General features: G+C 36.8%; 15 protein-coding genes and 1 tRNA gene. 11 read left to right on the top strand and 5 right to left on the bottom strand.

Annotated features, from left to right (window positions below; translation table 11 throughout):
• Positions 1-62: 62 nt before the first annotated feature.
• The 3 genes from BM179_RS18230 (at position 63) to BM179_RS18220 (ending at position 1993) form a co-directional block, all read left to right on the top strand.
• A complete protein-coding gene (locus BM179_RS18230) occupies positions 63-215 on the top strand; it encodes a DUF4295 domain-containing protein (protein WP_092018600.1) in 153 nt (50 codons plus the stop codon).
• Positions 216-432: 217 nt separating this feature from the next.
• Complete coding sequence (ftsY, locus tag BM179_RS18225; RefSeq protein WP_092018599.1) at positions 433-1410, top strand: signal recognition particle-docking protein FtsY; 978 nt, start codon at positions 433-435, stop codon at positions 1408-1410.
• Between the two features lie 199 nt (positions 1411-1609).
• Positions 1610-1993, top strand: coding sequence for a carboxypeptidase regulatory-like domain-containing protein (locus BM179_RS18220; RefSeq protein ID WP_143095264.1), 384 nt, complete (start codon positions 1610-1612; stop codon positions 1991-1993).
• A gap of 68 nt (positions 1994-2061) precedes the next feature.
• Here the strand turns inward: BM179_RS18220 and BM179_RS18215 are convergent, their stop codons facing one another.
• The 3 genes from BM179_RS18215 to BM179_RS18205 form a co-directional block, all read right to left on the bottom strand.
• On the bottom strand, positions 2062-3732 hold the full coding sequence (locus BM179_RS18215) for a glutamine--tRNA ligase/YqeY domain fusion protein (protein ID WP_092018597.1): 1671 nt from the start codon (positions 3730-3732) through the stop codon (positions 2062-2064).
• Positions 3733-3952: 220 nt separating this feature from the next.
• A complete protein-coding gene (locus BM179_RS18210; protein WP_092018596.1) occupies positions 3953-5425 on the bottom strand; it encodes a DUF4301 family protein in 1473 nt (490 codons plus the stop codon).
• A 303-nt stretch (positions 5426-5728) separates the two neighbouring features.
• Entirely contained in the window at positions 5729-6382 is a 654-nt protein-coding gene (locus tag BM179_RS18205) for a hypothetical protein (protein WP_143095263.1), read from the bottom strand.
• 524 nt (positions 6383-6906) lie between these two features.
• Between BM179_RS18205 and BM179_RS18200 the strand changes: the two genes are divergently transcribed.
• From BM179_RS18200 to BM179_RS18185, 4 genes are all read left to right on the top strand, one after another.
• A complete protein-coding gene (locus tag BM179_RS18200; RefSeq protein WP_092018594.1) occupies positions 6907-7314 on the top strand; it encodes an RrF2 family transcriptional regulator in 408 nt (135 codons plus the stop codon).
• Positions 7315-7808: 494 nt separating this feature from the next.
• A complete protein-coding gene (locus tag BM179_RS18195; protein WP_092018593.1) occupies positions 7809-8258 on the top strand; it encodes a QcrA and Rieske domain-containing protein in 450 nt (149 codons plus the stop codon).
• 68 nt (positions 8259-8326) lie between these two features.
• Positions 8327-9250, top strand: a complete 924-nt coding sequence (locus tag BM179_RS18190) for a DUF5777 family beta-barrel protein (protein WP_092018592.1) — start codon at positions 8327-8329, stop codon at positions 9248-9250.
• Positions 9251-9335: 85 nt separating this feature from the next.
• Positions 9336-9893, top strand: coding sequence for a YceI family protein (locus BM179_RS18185; protein ID WP_092018591.1), 558 nt, complete (start codon positions 9336-9338; stop codon positions 9891-9893).
• Positions 9894-9961: 68 nt separating this feature from the next.
• On the opposite strand, the gene BM179_RS18180 is transcribed toward BM179_RS18185, so the two are convergent.
• The gene (locus tag BM179_RS18180; protein ID WP_177219446.1) at positions 9962-11761 is read right to left on the bottom strand and encodes a MutS-related protein; all 1800 of its coding nucleotides are present in this window, start codon (positions 11759-11761) and stop codon (positions 9962-9964) included.
• Positions 11762-12106: 345 nt separating this feature from the next.
• Between BM179_RS18180 and BM179_RS18175 the strand changes: the two genes are divergently transcribed.
• A complete protein-coding gene (locus tag BM179_RS18175; RefSeq protein WP_092018589.1) occupies positions 12107-12649 on the top strand; it encodes an HNH endonuclease in 543 nt (180 codons plus the stop codon).
• Between the two features lie 43 nt (positions 12650-12692).
• On the opposite strand, the gene BM179_RS18170 is transcribed toward BM179_RS18175, so the two are convergent.
• Positions 12693-13853 (bottom strand): aldose epimerase family protein, encoded by a 1161-nt coding sequence (locus tag BM179_RS18170; RefSeq protein WP_092018588.1) that lies wholly within the window; start codon positions 13851-13853, stop codon positions 12693-12695.
• A gap of 404 nt (positions 13854-14257) precedes the next feature.
• On the opposite strand from BM179_RS18170, the gene rpsA reads away from it, so the two are divergent.
• From rpsA to BM179_RS18155, 3 genes are all read left to right on the top strand, one after another.
• Positions 14258-16075, top strand: a complete 1818-nt coding sequence (rpsA, locus tag BM179_RS18165; protein ID WP_092018710.1) for a 30S ribosomal protein S1 — start codon at positions 14258-14260, stop codon at positions 16073-16075.
• A 223-nt stretch (positions 16076-16298) separates the two neighbouring features.
• Positions 16299-16369 (top strand) — tRNA-Cys (locus BM179_RS18160).
• 872 nt (positions 16370-17241) lie between these two features.
• Positions 17242-18453 (top strand): cytochrome c3 family protein, encoded by a 1212-nt coding sequence (locus tag BM179_RS18155; protein WP_229632979.1) that lies wholly within the window; start codon positions 17242-17244, stop codon positions 18451-18453.
• The last annotated feature ends 78 nt before the right edge of the window (positions 18454-18531 follow it).

The following is an 18531-nucleotide window of genomic DNA, read 5'->3' as shown; positions in this document are numbered from 1 at the left end:
TATAAAGTTATCGGAAAACATAACAATAACAGATTAATGAATAACTATTAACGTATCTAAAAATGGCAAAGAAAGTAGTTGCAACCCTTAAGAAAGAAGGTGGCGTTAAATACGCAAAAATTATCAAAGCTGTAAAGAATCCTGTAACAGGAGCTTACACTTTCAAAGAAGAAATCGTTTTGCAAGACGAAGCGGTTAACGCATTGAAAGGATAATTTTATAGTCTGATGTTTTTTACACAAGCAATCAATACTTGTGTGAATTTTCACAAACACACTATAAATAAAAGATTTTCTCAGAAAGTCCCCCGTCTAATCAGTTCGGGGGACTTTTTTTGTTTTATCTTTGTTAAGAGAAAACCGGAAAAACAGCAAATTTAGTTTTGCATAGTTTCCTGATTTTCAATTACTCAATCACTCAGTCATATTATTTATGGGATTATTTGATTTTTTTAAGAAAAAAGAAGCACCCTTAGCGCAGGAAGAAAAGGAATCATTGGATAAAGGCCTTGAAAAGACAAAAGAGGGTTTTTTCTCAAAATTAAGCCGTGTAGTTGTAGGGAAATCAAAGGTAGATGAAGATGTTCTGGATGAACTGGAGGAAATATTGATTTCATCAGATGTAGGCGTTGAAACGACCATCAAAATTATCAGAAGAATTGAAGACAGGGTTGCTAAAGATAAATTCCTGACGACGAATGAATTAGATGGAATTCTTCGGGAGGAAATCGCAGAACTGTTAGCTGAAAATAAATCCTCTGATGTTGAAAATGCTTTCATCAAATCTGACAAAAAACCTTTTGTTTTAATGGTTGTTGGCGTGAATGGTGTAGGCAAAACCACCACGATAGGTAAATTGGCTTCTCAGTTTCATCAGGCCGGAAACAAGGTCGTATTAGGTGCCGGAGATACTTTCCGGGCGGCAGCAGTAGATCAGCTTAAATTATGGGGTCAAAGGGTAGGTATTCCGGTAATTGATCATGGAATGAATACTGACCCTGCTTCAGTAGCATATGATGCCGTAAAACAAGCGGTGGAACAGGATGCAGATATTGTAATCATCGATACCGCCGGACGTTTACATACCAAAGTAAATCTTATGAATGAACTTTCGAAGATTAAGCGTGTTATGCAGAAAGTCATACCTGATGCTCCTCATGAAGTTTTATTGGTTCTGGATGGCTCTACGGGTCAGAATGCTTTTATTCAGGCACAGGAGTTTACAAAGGTTACTGAGGTAACGGCTTTAGCAATTACAAAACTTGACGGGACGGCCAAAGGTGGTGTAGTAATCGGTATTTCAGATCAGTTCAAGATTCCGGTAAAATACATTGGTGTCGGAGAAAAGATAGAAGATTTACAGGTTTTCAATAAGAAAGAGTTTGTAGATTCGTTATTCAAGAGAAAATAGTCTGAGAATTTTATCAAACAATAATTATCCCTGAACTGTGAGGTTGATTTGAAAGCTCAAAGTTCAGGGATTTCTTTTTACTATGAATAAATTCTGGTTAATCTTATCAATTCTGACAATATCAATGAATTCATTATGTTGTCAAAAACCTCGGAAAAAGTCTGAAATTCAATCAAAGCAACCTGTAAAAATTAAAGAAATGACTGTTAAACAGGGGATTTGTGGTGAAATTTTGTGGAAGGCAGGAAATCTGATGCCCTCTCCTGACCGGCCTGTTTCTCAGGGAAGACCAGTTGTAAGGGAATTATTTATTTATGAATTAACGAATATGGAAATTGCTAAACCTAAAGATGGCTTTTACCAGTTTATACCGACAAAATTAATCGGAAAGGTTACTTCAAATGAGCAGGGAGAGTTTTGCATAGATCTGCCTGAAGGCCAGTACTCATTATTTGTGAAAGAAGATAAGAAAGGATTTTATGCCAATTCATTTGATATAGCAGGAAATATTTACCCGGTAACAGTAGAAAAAGGCAAGGCATCGCAGATAACTTTTGTTATTGACTATAAGGCAGTGTATTGATTTGTCTTATATTTTGGACAAATTGCTGTATAAAAAAAGGGCGAAATTAATCAGTTTCGCCCTTTTTTTTATTTTTTCATCTCTTTTGCCCAGGTATCTTTTAATGTTACCGTACGGTTGAAAACCAGCGCATCGGGAGTAGAATCTTTATCCAGACAGAAATAACCTTTTCTGATAAATTGGTAATTTGTACCTAAATCAGCCTCTTTTAAGCTTGGTTCTACCAGCACATCCCGGATAACTATTAAAGACTCAGGGTTAATGAATTTCTTAAAATCATTTCCTACAGAGCTGGAATCTTCCACGATCAGCAAACGGTCATATAACCTGATCTCAGCTTTCTCGGCATGAGCAGCAGAAACCCAATGTATAGTTCCTTTTACATTTATGCCGGAAGTATCTGATCCTGAGCGGCTTTCAGGAATATATGAGCAGTGGATCTCTGTAATTTCTCCGTTTTCATCTTTCACGAAATCATCACATTTTATGATATAAGCTCCTTTTAAACGAACCATTAAGCCTGGGCCCAAACGGAAGAATTTCTTCGGAGCCACTTCCATAAAATCTTCTTTTTCAATGAAAATTTCACGACTGAAAGGAACGATTCTTGAACCGGATTCTTTATCCTCAGGATTGTTTTCCACATGCATTTCCTCAACCTGCCCTTCAGGATAGTTGGTAATCACTACTTTTAAAGGATCAAGCACGGCCATAACTCTGTCAGCAGTCTTATTCAGATCCTCTCTGATACAGAATTCCAATAAACCGACATCAATGAGATTATCACGTTTGGCTACACCAATTCTTTCGCAGAAATTTCTGATGGCAGAAGGCGTAAAACCTCTTCTGCGTAATGCAGAGATTGTTGGCATACGCGGATCATCCCAGCCATTCACGATTCCTTCCTGTACCAGTTGCAGCAATTTTCTTTTACTCATAACAGTATGAGAAAGATTCAAACGGGCAAATTCGTACTGATGAGAAGGAAAAATCTCCAGCTTTTCTATATACCAGTCATATAAAGGACGATGCACATCAAATTCGAGTGTACAAATTGAATGCGTAATGCTTTCGATAGAATCAGATTGTCCGTGAGCAAAATCATACATCGGGTAAATACACCATTTGTCGCCTGTTCTATGGTGATGTGCATGTTTAATACGGTACATCAAAGGGTCACGCAGGTGCATATTCGGATTAGCCATATCAATTTTGGCTCTCAATACCTTTGCTCCGTCAGGAAACTCTCCGGCGTGCATGCGCTGGAACAAATCGAGGTTTTCTTCTATAGAACGATTGCGGAACGGGCTATCTGATCCAGGTTGAGTAGGAGATCCTTTTAAATTGGCGATTTCCTCAGCTGAAGAGTCATCAACATAAGCCAGCCCTTTTTTAATTAACTGAATGGCAAATTCGTAAAGATTGTCAAAATAATCTGAAGTATAGAATTCATTTTCCCACTCAAAACCTAACCAGCGTACGTCTGCACGGATAGAATCTACGTATTCTGTTTCTTCAGTTACAGGGTTTGTATCGTCAAAACGAAGATTGGTTTCTCCTCCGAATTTGTCGGCCAAACCAAAATTCAAACAAATTGATTTAGCATGGCCAATATGCAGATAACCATTTGGTTCAGGAGGAAAACGTGTAACAATCTTCCCACCGTTTTTCCCGGCTTTTAAATCTTCTGTTACGATTTCTTCAATAAAATTCAGCGATTTTTCTTTCTCTTCAGTCATATGTTCTTATATCGTTTTCTGCTCAAATACACTATTTTTCAAGTGCAGAGTCTGGTTTAATTTCCCGGACCCGAATAATCTAAAGCCAAATGTCTGATTCCATATAAATGCAACCGAGTATGGTCTGACAGTAAAATTAACGAATTTTGCTCAATCAGGAGAAATAAAAAGCCAAGAAGGTGTAATCCTTTTTGGCTAAAATTCCTTAAAATCCTAAAATTTACTGATGTTCTTCTCTCAGCAAATCATTAACAGTTTTTACAGGATTAAATGTAATAAGCGGTACTTCTACAAAAAATGTATTCCAGTCTGCCATCGAACCGTTCCATAAACCTGGTAATTCCTGTGCTTTTAAGTCTTTGCCATCTTTCGATTTTGCGGTAATAAATCCGGTTTTAGGATCACGGAAATTCAATAAATCATATGCATTTCCCAAATGATCTTTTAACGAACAAATCAAGTCAACCGGATTAAAATGGGTTGAGTTATTGAAAATAGATTTTTGTTCGGCATTATCCATGTCAACCTGTGCTGACTCCACAATTTGTAAAGAAGTAGTATTGTCAGCATTTTTACACCAGAACGGACCACCGCCTGGTTCTCCTGTATTCGGAACTACTCCGCAAACACGAATCGGGCGATTTAGCTTTGTAATAAAATACTGGCTTTTCTCTTCATTCGAAAGAGAAGATAATTCTTTCTCAGGGAGAATGCAGAGCTCATTTTCCAGAAATACTGCAATTTCTTCCAATAAAGAATCCGATGCCGGCGACTGAAGTTTTTTCAGGTAATCAAAAATCTTTGTCTGATACTCCAGAAGAATTCCTGCCAATGCCTTCTTATAATCGAAAGTGGTTTGCTTTAAACGATCTGGTACCACATTATCGATATTTTTAATGAAGACGATATCTGCGCTGATAGCGTTCAGATTTTCCAGTAAAGCACCATGTCCGGCTGGTCTGAAAAGAAGACTATCATCTTTTTCTCTGAAAGGAGTATTATCAGGATTTACAGCAATGGTATCCGTTGATGATTTTTGTTCAGAGAAAGTAATAGTATAATCAATGCCGAATTTTGTTTTATAGGATTCCAGAACTTTGGTAATGAGATCATTGAAATTGTTCTTATGTTCCGGAGAAACCGTAAAATGTAGTTTTGCCACGCCGTTTCCTGTTGCATAATGAGCAGCTTCAACCAAATGCTCTTCAACAGGAGTTCTCGGACCTGTTTCGTATGGGTGAAATTTTAACAGACCCTTTGGTAAATTGCCATAATCAAGCCCTTTTTCGGTCAAAAAGTAATCAGCAATTGTCTTATGATCAGCATTTTGAGGAAGCAAAGCAGATAAGTCATTAAAAAAAGCAAAATCGGTAAGACGCTCGAAGAACTGATCTGTTGATTTGTCGGATTTTCCATTTTCCAGAAAGCCAAATAATGCCTTAAACATTCTGGTTGCAGCACCGGAGGCAGGAACAAATTTCAGCAAAGAAAGTGTTGAAGATTCTTTTTCAAACAAAGAGATGTATTTCGCTAAATCCAACTCAGATAATCTCGTTATTCCTGAATTAACGGTCGCTGCTTTTTCCAGCTTCATAAAGGGAAAGCCATCTACGAAATGCTTGATTTGTTGGTTAACTGTTTTTAAATCAGTGCCATGAGACTGAATTTGCGCAATGTCATTTTCTGAAAACATAGTTATAAAGTTCGTGAATAATGGTTTTACCAATTTTGAAAAATTCTTAGTTAAAGTTTAAAATAATTCTGTGTTTATACTTTAAGACATTTAATATGAAAAAAAAAAACAGAAAAACATAGTTAATCTGTATTTGTTACCGAAGATTTTTAAGAAATAATATTGGACGGGATGATAGCCCGAATGGAAGTATCTTGGAATATTCCAAAGCTATGGAAAGGGATTTCTGACGACCAGATTGAATATTCAGAATGTGTTCTGAAGAAGTATAAAGGCAGAATAAGCCCGGGTTTTCTAGGGATTTTATTGTTCTTTAAGTTTACAGTTGATCAATTCCCAGGAAGAATCATCTGAAACGGCAGGTTTCTTCTCTAACCGATCAAGTTTTAGGAGACCAACACCGGGTGTAAGCCAGGCATCTTCCGAGAGAGAGTAATTACAGCAGGCTGTTCCGGTTGTCTGTAAGTGAAAGGCTTTATCATAAGTACCCGATTTCACGGTAATACTTTTTTGCTCAATTACCTTGGTCGGGATTTCATTTTTCAATGTGCTTCCCCAGGTATTGTTCAATTTTAAGGGATAGAGATAATATTTCTTCAGCACACCCCTGTAAGTTGTCGAATTAGGATTCCTGAGAAAATACTTTTCATATACTTTAATGGTATCTTTAAGCTGGACTACGTAGTTTGTATCGATTCTGTTGAAATATACATATTTCCATATGGTTGCCTGTTCACCGGTGGGAATTGTGGTTTTTCCTACGATGCTTACTGTCACTTCCGCCTCAATATTTTGTATGTTGTCTTTAACAAGATATGTCCATTGATTCCCGACTTTATTGGGGAAGTCTGCCTGTACTTTTGACAAAAAATACTCTGTATCATCTATCCGCTGACAGGAGATGATTATTATAATTGCTGTAAATACAGCTAGCAGCGTTTTGAATAAAGGTTTCATGTGAAAAACTTTTTGATTACTACGAAAGAAGTATTCCTGAAAAATCAGGTTATATCCTTTAGCGGTAAAAGAGTCTTTCAATATTCATTTAGCGGTTTAGAAGAAATGAAGTCTCTTTGATAAAAGTCGGGTCAATAATTATGCCTAAAATATTGTTAAAACAGAGAATCGTTGAAAATCTTTAATAGCCGGGGAAAGACGATTGCAGATTTATTGATCTGTTTATCAAAAGTTTCCTGATGAAATGGAATAAGAAACCTTATTGGATTGCAGAGAGTCTTACATTTCTGAAAACTGATATTTGTTATTATTTGTTGATTTAGTTTGATAATTTATAGAAAAAAAACAAAATTGAGTCGGAATCAGATTTATGATGAAAGCGGCCTGGAAAATCGGACAGTCTCAAAGTCATTTTTTACGGATTATTTAGCGATTCGATTTGGAAATGGTGAAGAGTGCTGTCTTATGAGAATTGCCTACTTTTGATTAGATTTGGTCTATAAAATAAATAGAACAACTTCGCAATGATTTCTAAAAAAGCCAAATATGCTTTAAAAGCCTTAAAAGTTCTTGCCCGTGAGTATGAGAAAGGACCCTTATTGATTTCAAGTATTGCTGAATCTGAGAATATCCCCAAAAAGTTTCTTGAAGCCATTTTGCTTGAACTTCGTAATCATGGAATTTTACAAAGTCAGAAAGGCAAAGGGGGAGGATATTATTTAAGAATGCCTCCTGAGCAGGTTAATTTCGCTAAAATTATCAGAATTATTGACGGGCCGATTGCGCCTACTCTTTGTGTATCACTTCACTTTTATGGTAAATGTGACGACTGTGTTGATGAGGAGACTTGCTCACTTAGGAATGTAATGGAAAAATGGCGTGATGCCAACCTTGCCGTTCTTGAAAGAACAACACTGAATGATCTGATTTAAGTATTTGAAAAAACATCAACCCGGCCGTAATTCTTCGAATTGCGGCCTTTTTCTTTGTTATTTAACCGAAAAACATTTTTTTGCAACGCAACCTTTGAAAAAACCTGACGTATTATAGAAAATGACTGATTTTTTCGTTAGATAGACAGGATTGATTAACCTGACACTAAATTAAACCGCGACTCTTATGAACTTTGAAAAATGCTCTCAGTTAAAACGACCCTTTATTGCATCTGTTTTAAATGATTATTCCGGCTATGCCTGTAAAATCATGTTTTCACCGGAGTCAAAAATAGGGGACTTTCTCTGTTAGCGATTCTCTTCATTTTACCTTTAAACAGTTTCATTGGGATTCCTCCCGAACTTAATTTACCAGGAGAAATTATTTTTTGACAGCAGCTGTTAAAGTTGCCTGAAATTGCATTTGTTTAATCAGCGTAATCAAAATCCACCGAAATTATTTTGTCCATTTTGCCACCAAAATTCCTTAAACCATGTCAGTACAAAATCAAACAGAAAAAATTGATCGTTTACAATTTCTTAAAAAACTCGGACTAAGCGGTGCCAGTCTGATGGCTGTTTATTGCGGAGTCACAATGACTTCCTGTAAAAATGAAGCTGCAGTAACGCCTTCCGGTGATTTTACTTATGATTTATCCAGTACCGCCAATGCAGCACTTAAGACAAAAGGGGGATACATAGTTGACCGGAATAATAACCTTGTAATTGCTTATACCAGCGATAGTAAGTATGTAGCAGTGACATTGGTTTGCAGCCATGAGCAACGCTTGGAAATTACTTATGCAACTAACAGGTTTTACTGTACAGCTCACGGTGCTCAATATGATAATAATGGAAAAGGGTTAAATGCTGAAGGCCGAAATAATCTGACAACCTACCCCATTACACAAAACGGTAATATTCTTACCGTTAAAGTTTCTTAGTTCTTTCTGTCAAAAGCCCTTCATGCTTCATTTAGGGCCTATTTTACTCACAAAACGAATCATATTTCATGAAAAAACTTCTAATTACCCTGATTTTGCTTCAATCAATGACTGTTATGGCTCAGCAGGATAGTCTGATGAACATGTTAGCCGGAAATACTCCTGAAAAAACGGAGTATACAAGAGCTACGTTTAAATCAACACGACTTATTAATGGCCAGACGATAGAAACAGTAAGCAAAAACCATTTGAATTTCTGGATTTCGCATAGATTCGGAGCGGTTAATTCAGGTTTTATTGACAACTTTTTTGGACTGGATGAAGCCAGAATTCGTTTGGGACTGGAATATGGAATTACAGACAGGTTCACTGTTGGAATAGGAAGAAGTTCTCAGGAAAAAACCTATGATTATTATGGAAAATATAAATTGATCCGTCAATCTAAATTTACCCCTGTAACAGTTACCGTCTATGCCAGTGGTGCAATCAATACCATGCCAACCGGATATGTGATGCCATCAGGGACAACCGTAAAGTTTTATGATAATTCTGAAAGACAAACCTATTGCGGACAGATTCTGATAGCCAGAAAGTTCAGTGATAAACTCTCACTGCAAATTATGCCGACTATCCTGCATTTTAACAAAGCAGAAACGCCTGAAACAAGAAATAACCAGATCGCTCTCGGATTCGGAGGAAGATACAAGCTGACCAAACGTTTTAGCTTAAATGCTGAGTATTATTTATCAAACCTGCAATCGGAACCGGAAGGTACTACCAAAGGACTTTATCATAATTCTTTAGCAATAGGTTTTGATATTGAGACCGGCGGGCATGTTTTTCAGCTTCATTTTACCAACTCCCGTGGTATGATAGAACGTCATTTTATAGCTCAGACATTAGGAGAATGGGGTAGCGGAGATATCTTTTATGGCTTTAATATTGCCAGAACATTTAGCCTTGATAAAAGAGCGAAAAAAATGAACAAATAAAATGTATTTTATGTATATTTAATTGTCTTATATCAAGGCAAACCAAATAGTGATATTTATCGTATATTCAACTAAAGTGAATGCTATGAAAAAACTATATGTTATTCTGATCAGTACAATGTTACTGATTTCGACCCAGTCCTTTGGACAGCTTTATGCAACCCAATCAGGAGAAACTTCTTTTTTCTCTTCCACTCCTGTTGAAGATATCTCTGCTGTGAGTAAAACAGTCGGATGTATCCTGAATACTTCTAACGGAGAAGTAGCTGTAAGTATGCAAATGTCTAGTTTTGACTTTCCTAATAATCTGATGCAGGAGCATTTTAATGAAAGTTATATAGAGTCTGATACTTACCCGACTGCGACTTTTACCGGTAAAATTCTGGAAACAATTAATTATACCAAAAACGGATCTTACCCTGTAACTGCAAGAGGAAAATTTACCGTTCATGGGGTTACAATGGACAGAGACCTGAAAGGTGTAATTACGGTTGAAAATCAGAGAATAACCCTTACGTCAAATTTTGATGTGAAAGTTGCTGATCATAAAATTGAAGTTCCGAAATTGGTTTTTGCTAAAATTGCAGAGGTTATTACTGTCAAAAACAAATATGTTTTGGCTCCATATGTTAAGAAGCAATAGTGACGATAATATGAAGTTAATACAGGCCTGAGCCTGTAAGCCGGCGGAACATCATGTTCCGCCGTTTTTTATGCAATCCTGATTCCGATTTGTTTCATCAGCTGGCTTGCATTAAAACTATGGCAAACGCCTTTACGCAGTGTATAATCAAAAATTAACTGATTATTAATTACTTCTGATGAAAAACTTAAATTTTCAATGAAATCTGAACCTTCAAGTTCATCTCCAAGCTCAACATCGTGAGTAGAGATAAATCCGGAAGAGTTAGTTTGATGCAATTGAAAGATAAGAGCTTTTGCTCCGGAATGTCTGTCTTTTGAATTGGTGCCTTTCAGAATTTCGTCAAGAAAATATAAAACCGGCAGACTTTCGTCTGATTTCGGAGTTGAAACTAATCCGATCAGCTGTTGCAGTCTTTTTAATTCTGCATAGAAAGAAGAGGTACTTTCTTCCAGAGAGTCCTGGGTCCGCATACTGGTGAAAAGCTGGAAAACTGAGCAGTTAAATGCCGAGGCGCATACCACAGCTCCTGATAAAGCAAGGCTTATATTTATACCAAGTGTACGCAGGAAAGTACTTTTCCCTGACATATTTGAACCTGTGATGATAATGGTTTTGCCTATACCATTGAGTGAGATATCATTTGTAATCCGCTTCTCAAAATGAATAAGAGGATGTCCCATTTTTTTGACATTCAGATTCAGCGCATTATCATTGAGTGATGGCGCAATAAAGTCCGCATTGGCAAAAGCCAGTCCTGCATAGCTGTTTAATGCCTCAAACTCAGAGACAACATCCAGCCAGGTTTTTAAGAAATTCCGGTTCTTTTTTCGCCAGTCTTCAAGCTTTATAAAATATTGTAAATCCCATAGCAGAGGAACTCCTGCTACCAACGCAAAAAATGGATTTGTCCTGTTTCCTAATTTTCTGATAATATCCTCCAGTTTGAATACTTCCGGTGAAGCATTCAAAATTTTGTTTTGAAGAGATTTTAGTTTTTCATTCTGAAATGACTGATCAGCAATTTGCTCTAGTAGATCAGCATATGCTCTGAGAGTTCCGGAAATACGATTGGTATCTTCAATTGCCTGAGAAACGGCATGTATAATCTGCCTTAGAATCAAGCCATGAATAGCCAGAAAAACAAGAAAAAATCCAATTTTAAGAAATCCTGAAATCCAGGCAGCTAATAGTAATAAAGTTAGAATAGGAAGATATCTTAATAACCTGAATTTTTCAGAATGAATTTTCTCATTTTCAGGTTTCATCACCCATTCAAGAAGCCTGTCAACAGGTTCATGTGTTTCCTGAGAGAGGGTTGCCGAAACCTCAAAGTCCTGCCTCCAGTCAACTAAGGGTTTTAGTTCAGAAACAGCATTTTGTCTGGATAGAATTTCCTGATAATCCGAAGGATTTTGCAGCCATTCTGCCAGCAGTTTTGCGCCGGCATAAGTTCGCGTCCGGTTTACTAATTTGAATAATGAATGTTTTCCGAACAGATCAATGTCAAAAGCATAAAAATGATTTTTAACAGCAAACTCCTCTCCTGTTTCCTGTCTCAGAAAAATACCGTTAAGTCTGGATAACTCATCTTTATTTAATTCGGCAAGGTTTCTGAACTTATCTCTTAATGCCTTTATTCTGAGGTGTTTATTTATCGAAAAGAAAAAAAATGCAATGGAAGCCGCAAATGAGAGAATAGTATATTCAAAACTATAATAATGATTGACCAGATAACATAACGCAACCCCTCCAATAAAAATTAACCCTCTTAATAAAGCCCATTGGTTGTATTTTTTTTGATAGTAGTTCTCTTCTGTTTTGAACTTTTCGAGACGCTCTTCGAATATAGATTTAGTCTGCAGCATGTTTGAAAATAAGTAAGAATTGTCTCTGGCTTTTGTATCAGAAAGGATAAAAATTTTGAACGTATTTTCAGGTGATTTGAATCCTGGCCCTAATTTACACATTTGAGGGCGTGTTTTCAGAATATACCCCGCTATTTCCGGGAAATGAAGGCTTTTGAAAGCCTGGGTGAAAATTAAGAATTTGTTAGCATAATGTTAACATAAATGGTTAGTAAAGCTTTTGATTGTCAAAATATTGCAATGATGATTATAAGCGCATTACACTGAAACTATTTTTTAAATCAAGCCGTTATTTTTTCAGGATTATTAACTAATTTTCGTAAAACCTAAAACAACATAGTTCTTATGGGGAGGAAAGTCTTAGTTTTAAATCAGGATTACAGTGCTTTGACGATTTGTTCAATACCCAAAGCTTTTCTTTTAGTGTACCTTAAAAAAGCTGATTTGGTCTCTGAGTCAGCTAATGAACAATTACGCACTATTTCGAAATCCTTTCCAATGCCTTCCGTAATTCGTCTTCACCGTTACGTTTATCTGCCTTATAAAGGGATTATGCTTTCACGTCAGAATATTTTCAAGCGGGATAGCGGAAGATGCCAGTACTGCGGAGCCACAGAAGATTTGACGCTTGATCACGTAATACCAAAATCAAGAGGCGGAAAAACATCATGGGATAACCTGACCACAGCCTGTAAGCGTTGCAATTCTAAAAAGGGAGATCTCACTCCGGAGGAAGCAAAAATGCCGCTCAAGGTAAAGCCTTATAAACCATCATTTGTGATGTTTTTAAGAGATTTTTCAGGAACAGTTGAGGAGAGCTGGATTCCTTTTGTCAGTGGAAAGAAAGAAAAAACAGGTGATTTGGCCAGTGACCTGGCAACAAACTAAAATGGGCAGGAGATAAATCCTCTGCCCATTTTAAGTTTTACCGCTATTTAGTCGAAAATTTGTAAACCGTTGAGGTTTTATATACTTCATTTGGTTTCAGGACCGTTGTCGGAAATTTCGGCTGATTTGGTGAATCAGGATAATGTTCCGTTTCAAGACAGGCACCGTAGCGGAATTGGTATTTAACGCCGGCTTTTCCTGTAAATTTGCCATCCAGGAAATTCCCGGAATAGAATTGTACTGCCGGTTCTGTAGTAGCAAATTCAACTACACGCCCGCTTTCCGGTTCATATAATGCTCCTAATGTTTCCAGTCCGCCGGATTTATGATCGAGAACCCAGCAATGGTCGTATCCATTTCCCAGTTTGAGCTGCTCGTCCTTTTCATTAATTCTTGCCCCGATTTTAGTGAATTTTGAAAAATCGAAAGGTGTACCTTTTACGGATTTTAATTCTCCTGTTGGGATAAGTGTTTTATCGACCGGAACAAATTGGGTAGATTGCAACTGCAATTCATGGTCAAGAATATCTCTTTTTCCGGCAGTGAGGTTGAAATAAGTATGATTGGTCAGGTTAACAACCGTTGCTTTATCTGTGGTTGCCTCATAATCAATTTTCAAAGCATTATCTTCCGAGAGCGTATAAATTACGTTTACTTTTAAATTTCCCGGATATCCTTCTTCCAGGTCTTTGCTCAGATATGAAAGTTTCAAAGTGCTGTCTGAAGCTTCTTCGACAGTCCATAATACTTTATCAAAACCTTTCAATCCTCCATGAAGGTGGTTGCCAAGGTTATTTTGTGCTAAAGTATAAGTTTTTCCGTCAAGTGTGAATTTCCCTTTCGCAATGCGATTACCATATCGGCCAACGATGGCGCCAAAATAAGGAGGGTCTTGCAGATATGAGCTGAGAGAATCAAAGCCAAGTACAATGTCTTCTGATTTTCCTGATTTATCTGGTGTTTTTAATGAAACAATGATACCGCCGTAATTGGTGATTTTAACCTCAATACCATTTTTGTTTTTAAGTGTGTAAAGGTCGGCTTCCGTTCCGTCAGGAAGTTTACCGAAAACAGTTTTATTACCAGCTGATTCCACTTTTGATGAGTCTTTTGTTGTTTCTGAGTCGCTTTTCGATTTAGTTTTATCGCAGCTGATAAGAGCAGTTATCAGGACCAGCGATAGCATTACGGTGATTTTTTTCATAATTACAATTTTTCAGTTAAAAAGGATTGAATTTGAATTGTGTCAAAGTTGCACAAATAGTTTTTCTTTTCAAAATGTTCTGCCCTGCGCGGAGCAGAAAAATGAAATTTTATCTCCTTAAAAGTAAATAATCTGAGTCTGATAAAATGCCTCATTTTAAATATCCGGAAAACTATCGGATGAGCAAATTGCTTTAACGAATAGGTTAAAACAGGAGAAAGAAAGGTTATGCCCTCAAAAAGAAGTAGTTAACGGAAATATTTCTGTTCAGATATCATATTTTTCACAAAAAAATCTTACCTTTGCACCCCTGATAATAAATTCTTCAGGAAAACAAGGTATTCAACTTAATTTCAATGCGTTAGCCCACCGCATTGATGTATCCCGGGCTTTACACAAAAAACATGGCTAACAAGCAAGCTGCAGATTTCGACTGGGATTTAGTCGGTAGTAAAGGTTTCGGTGGAGGTTACTCTGCTGAAGAAAGAGCAACATTAGAAGCTCTTATTGATGGTACTCTTAATCAGGTTACTGAAAAAGAGGTTGTTGTAGGTACAGTAGTTGGTATTACGGACAGAGAAGTAATCTTAAACATCGGATTTAAATCAGATGGTATGGTTTCTACTACTGAATTCCGTGATATGCCGGAATTAAAAGTTGGTGATCAGGTTGAGGTTTACGTAGAAAATCAGGAAGATTCAAATGGTCAGTTAATTCTTTCCCGCAAACTGGCGAAAGTGATGACTGCTTGGTCTAATATTGAAAAAGCACTTGAAACGGATATCGTTATCGATGGTTTTGTTAAGCGTCGTACTAAAGGAGGTCTTATCGTTGATATTTATGGCGTTGAGGCATTCTTACCAGGTTCACAAATCGACGTGAAACCAATTCGTGATTTCGATATTTTCGTAGGTAAGAAAATGGAAGTGAAGGTTGTGAAAATCAACCACGCTAACGATAACGTTGTTGTATCTCATAAAGTACTTATCGAGAAAGATCTTGAGCAACAACGTCAACAAATTTTGACAAACCTTGAAAAAGGACAGGTTTTGGAAGGTGTTATCAAAAACATGACCAACTTCGGTGTGTTCATCGACTTGGGTGGTGTAGATGGTTTATTGCACATTACAGACATCTCATGGGGACGTATCAATCATCCGCAGGAGTTGCTTAAACTTGATCAGAAGATTCAGGTTGTTGTTTTGGATTTCGATGAGAACAAAAAACGTATCTCTTTGGGTATGAAACAACTTCAGGCTCATCCTTGGGAAGCTTTAGCTTCTGAAGTAGAAGTCGGATCTAAAGTAAAAGGTAAAATCGTTAACGTTGCTGATTACGGTGCTTTCTTGGAAGTATTGCCGGGCGTTGAAGGTTTGATCCACGTTTCTGAAATGTCTTGGTCTCAGCATTTGAGAAATCCACAGGATTTCTTGAAAGTTGGTGATGAAATCGAAGCAGTTGTTTTAACGCTTGATCGTGCTGAGCGCAAAATGTCATTAGGCATCAAACAATTGACTGAAGATCCTTGGACTAAACAAGATTTACTTTCTAAATATGCAGTAGGTTCTAAACACAGAGGAACTGTTCGTAATCTTACTAACTTTGGTTTATTCCTTGAGTTGGAAGAAGGAATCGATGGTTTGGTTCACGTTTCTGACCTTTCATGGACTAAGAAAGTAAAACATCCTTCAGAATTCGTTAAAGTAGGTGAAGGTTTAGATGTTGTTGTTTTAGAACTTGACGCTGAAAACCGTCGTCTGGCTTTAGGACATAAACAATTGGAAGAAAACCCTTGGGATACTTTCGAAACAATCTTTACAGTAGGTTCAATTCATAAATCTACAGTTACGTCTAAAAATGACAAAACTGCTACTTTAGAATTGCCTTACGGAATTGAAGGCTTCGCTCCGATCAAGCAATTGACTAAAGAAGATGGTTCAATCGCTGAAGTTGGTGAGTCATTAGATTTCAAAGTTCTTGAGTTCTCTAAAGAAGATCGTAAGATCATGCTTTCTCACACAAAGATTCATTCTGACGTGAAAGAAGAAGCAGTTCAGGAGGAGAAAAAGAAAACTGCGAAAGCAGTAGAAAAAGTAGCTGCTACCGTTGAGAAATCAACAATGGGTGATCTTGATGCTCTTTCAGCTTTGAAAGAACAAATGGAAGGCGCTGCTCGTGAAGAAGCTATTAAAAAATTGGAGAAAAAAGCGAAAAGCGAATAATCTCTGAAATTTTTGATTAAATACCTGAAAGCGGTAGCCGGAAATGGCTATCGCTTTTGCTTTTAGTACCGTTTGAAAAAATTGTTGAAAAATATTAATTTCGATATGTTTAAAAATCAGGTAGTTAGATAGAAATGAATTAAAAAAGTGATATTTTAAAAAAACATTATTTTTAATTTTTAAATTTATGCCGTAATTTTGCATTCTGGAAACACAAATAAATGGTCTTGTGGCCGAGTGGCTAGGCAGAGCTCTGCAAAAGCTTCTACAGCGGTTCGAATCCGCTCGAGACCTCTTCCTAAAATACCTCTGAGCAATCAGAGGTATTTTTTTTGCCTTTCCCGGAATTTTTATAATCGGATTCTTTCTTAAACTCTTTTCCGATAATTTACTCTGACAGTATATCATCCCTTATTTTTGACATTTCATTTCTGTTACGCTGCTTTTTCAGGGAATTTTAAGAATTTCGGCAAAATGTACTTTAACGGATAATGTTTTAACCGGATTGTTTCAGGTCCGATGTTTTAAAAACTTTATCTGTATTTTCTGAAAACCGAAATGCAGGAGATTGTCTTGTGATGGTAATAAAAATCGCATGATTTGAAGACAGACCATTATAAGGAAAGAATGGACTAAGGAATATTGTGTAACAATTCGGACAAATGAAAAGTTGTCAGAAAATAATTTGATATTGATTTTTTTACGATTTAAAAACAAAAGTTTGAGTTCAATGACAGACTTTTGTTTTGGCTATTCCACAGATAATTATTAGATTCAAATTCTTTTAGGCTAACTATTTGAGAATCAAAATACTTTTCATGGAAAATATTTTTGTGTAAAATGAATGCAATCTTTTTATTATCCTATTTTTAACAGAATAAATAGAATGCTTGATTTGATGGCCCTGATTGCAATTCAGAATCATTCTAAATTTGAAAGAGAAGGGCTGTTTTTGCATAAAATGAATAAAAAATTAATTGGTTCATAAAAAATCCGATTGTACTTTTGTGACCCGAAATGGTGGGTAAATTACGTTTTTACGGCTCAATCGATGACTCATTGAAGTTTAATTCTTGAAGTTTTAACGTGTATTTTAAAAAATTATCAGTTCAGAATAATTTGTGTTTACTATTTAATAAATAAGTTATATAATTCTTATGATAACCATGAAACGCTTGAAAATTGTTGCTTTAACGGCAGTTTTAGGCATTCTCGCCTTAGTTGTTCGAGTGAATGCTCAAGACCCAGCCGAGGGCGAACAGATTTTCAAAAATAACTGCGCTGCTTGTCACAATACGAATGCAGAAACTTTAGTAGGGCCTGGTCTTCAGGGTGTAAGTCAGAGAAGACCAATTGATTGGATTGTAAAATGGGTACATAACCCGCAGGCAGTTATCGCTTCTGGAGATAAATATGCCAATGACCTTTACAATAAGTTCAATAAGGCACAGATGACTCCTTATCCTGGATATTCTGAGGCTCAGATTAAAAGTGTCGTAGCTTATATTGATGCTCAGGCTGCACCGGCAACTCCGCAAGCGGGCGCCGCTCCGGCAGGAGGTACTCAGGCAGCTCCGGCGGCAGGTGCTTCTAACGGAGGTATGATGGAATACATTCTGGTAGCATTGTTATTAGTAATGGTATTAGTTTTAGTAGCACTTCTGTCAATTGTTACTACTCTTTCAAAACTTGCTTCAGTTGATCCTGAATCTGAAGCAGCTCAAAATGTTCCTTTTCTTCAAAGACTTGCTGAAAACGGAAAAAAGTTAGCAGGTAACAATGCCTTTAAAACCGGTGCGGCATTGTTAATTACACTCTTGATTGGTAAAGCTACCATTGATGCTGCTTACGGAGTAGGTATTCATCAGGGTTATGCACCTGAGCAACCAATTCAATTCTCTCACAAATTACACGCTGGTCAGTATCAGATCAATTGTAACTATTGTCACACAGGCGTTTATAAAGGAAAAGGTGCAAACGTTCCTTCTGCAAACATTTGTATGAACTGTCACAATGCCATCAAGCGTGAATCTCCTGAAATTCAGAAAATTTATCGTGCTATTGAAAAAGATGAGCCAATTCAATGGGTACGTGTTCATAATCTTCCTGACTTAGCTTATTTCAACCACTCTCAGCATACTAATGTCGGAGGACTTGAGTGTAAGAATTGCCATGGCGAAATTGAGAAAATGGAAGTAGTTGAACAACGTTCTTCTCTGACAATGGGTTGGTGTATCGACTGTCACAGAAAGACGGATGTCAATGCTAAAGGCAACGCTTACTATGATAAGTTGGTTGAAATTCACAATAAAGATCATAAAGAGCCATTGAAAGTTCAGAATATCGGTGGTTTAGAATGTTCTAAGTGTCACTATTAATACGTACATGAAATACCAAATCTTTTCAAAAAGGTTTGGTTTTTGAATTAACTTAATTGAAGATTTATACATATATAT

The sequence above is a fragment of the Pseudarcicella hirudinis genome, assembly GCF_900115665.1.
Taxonomy (GTDB): Bacteria; Bacteroidota; Bacteroidia; order Cytophagales; family Spirosomataceae; genus Pseudarcicella; species Pseudarcicella hirudinis.
This window is presented reverse-complemented; position numbering and strand designations above follow the sequence as displayed.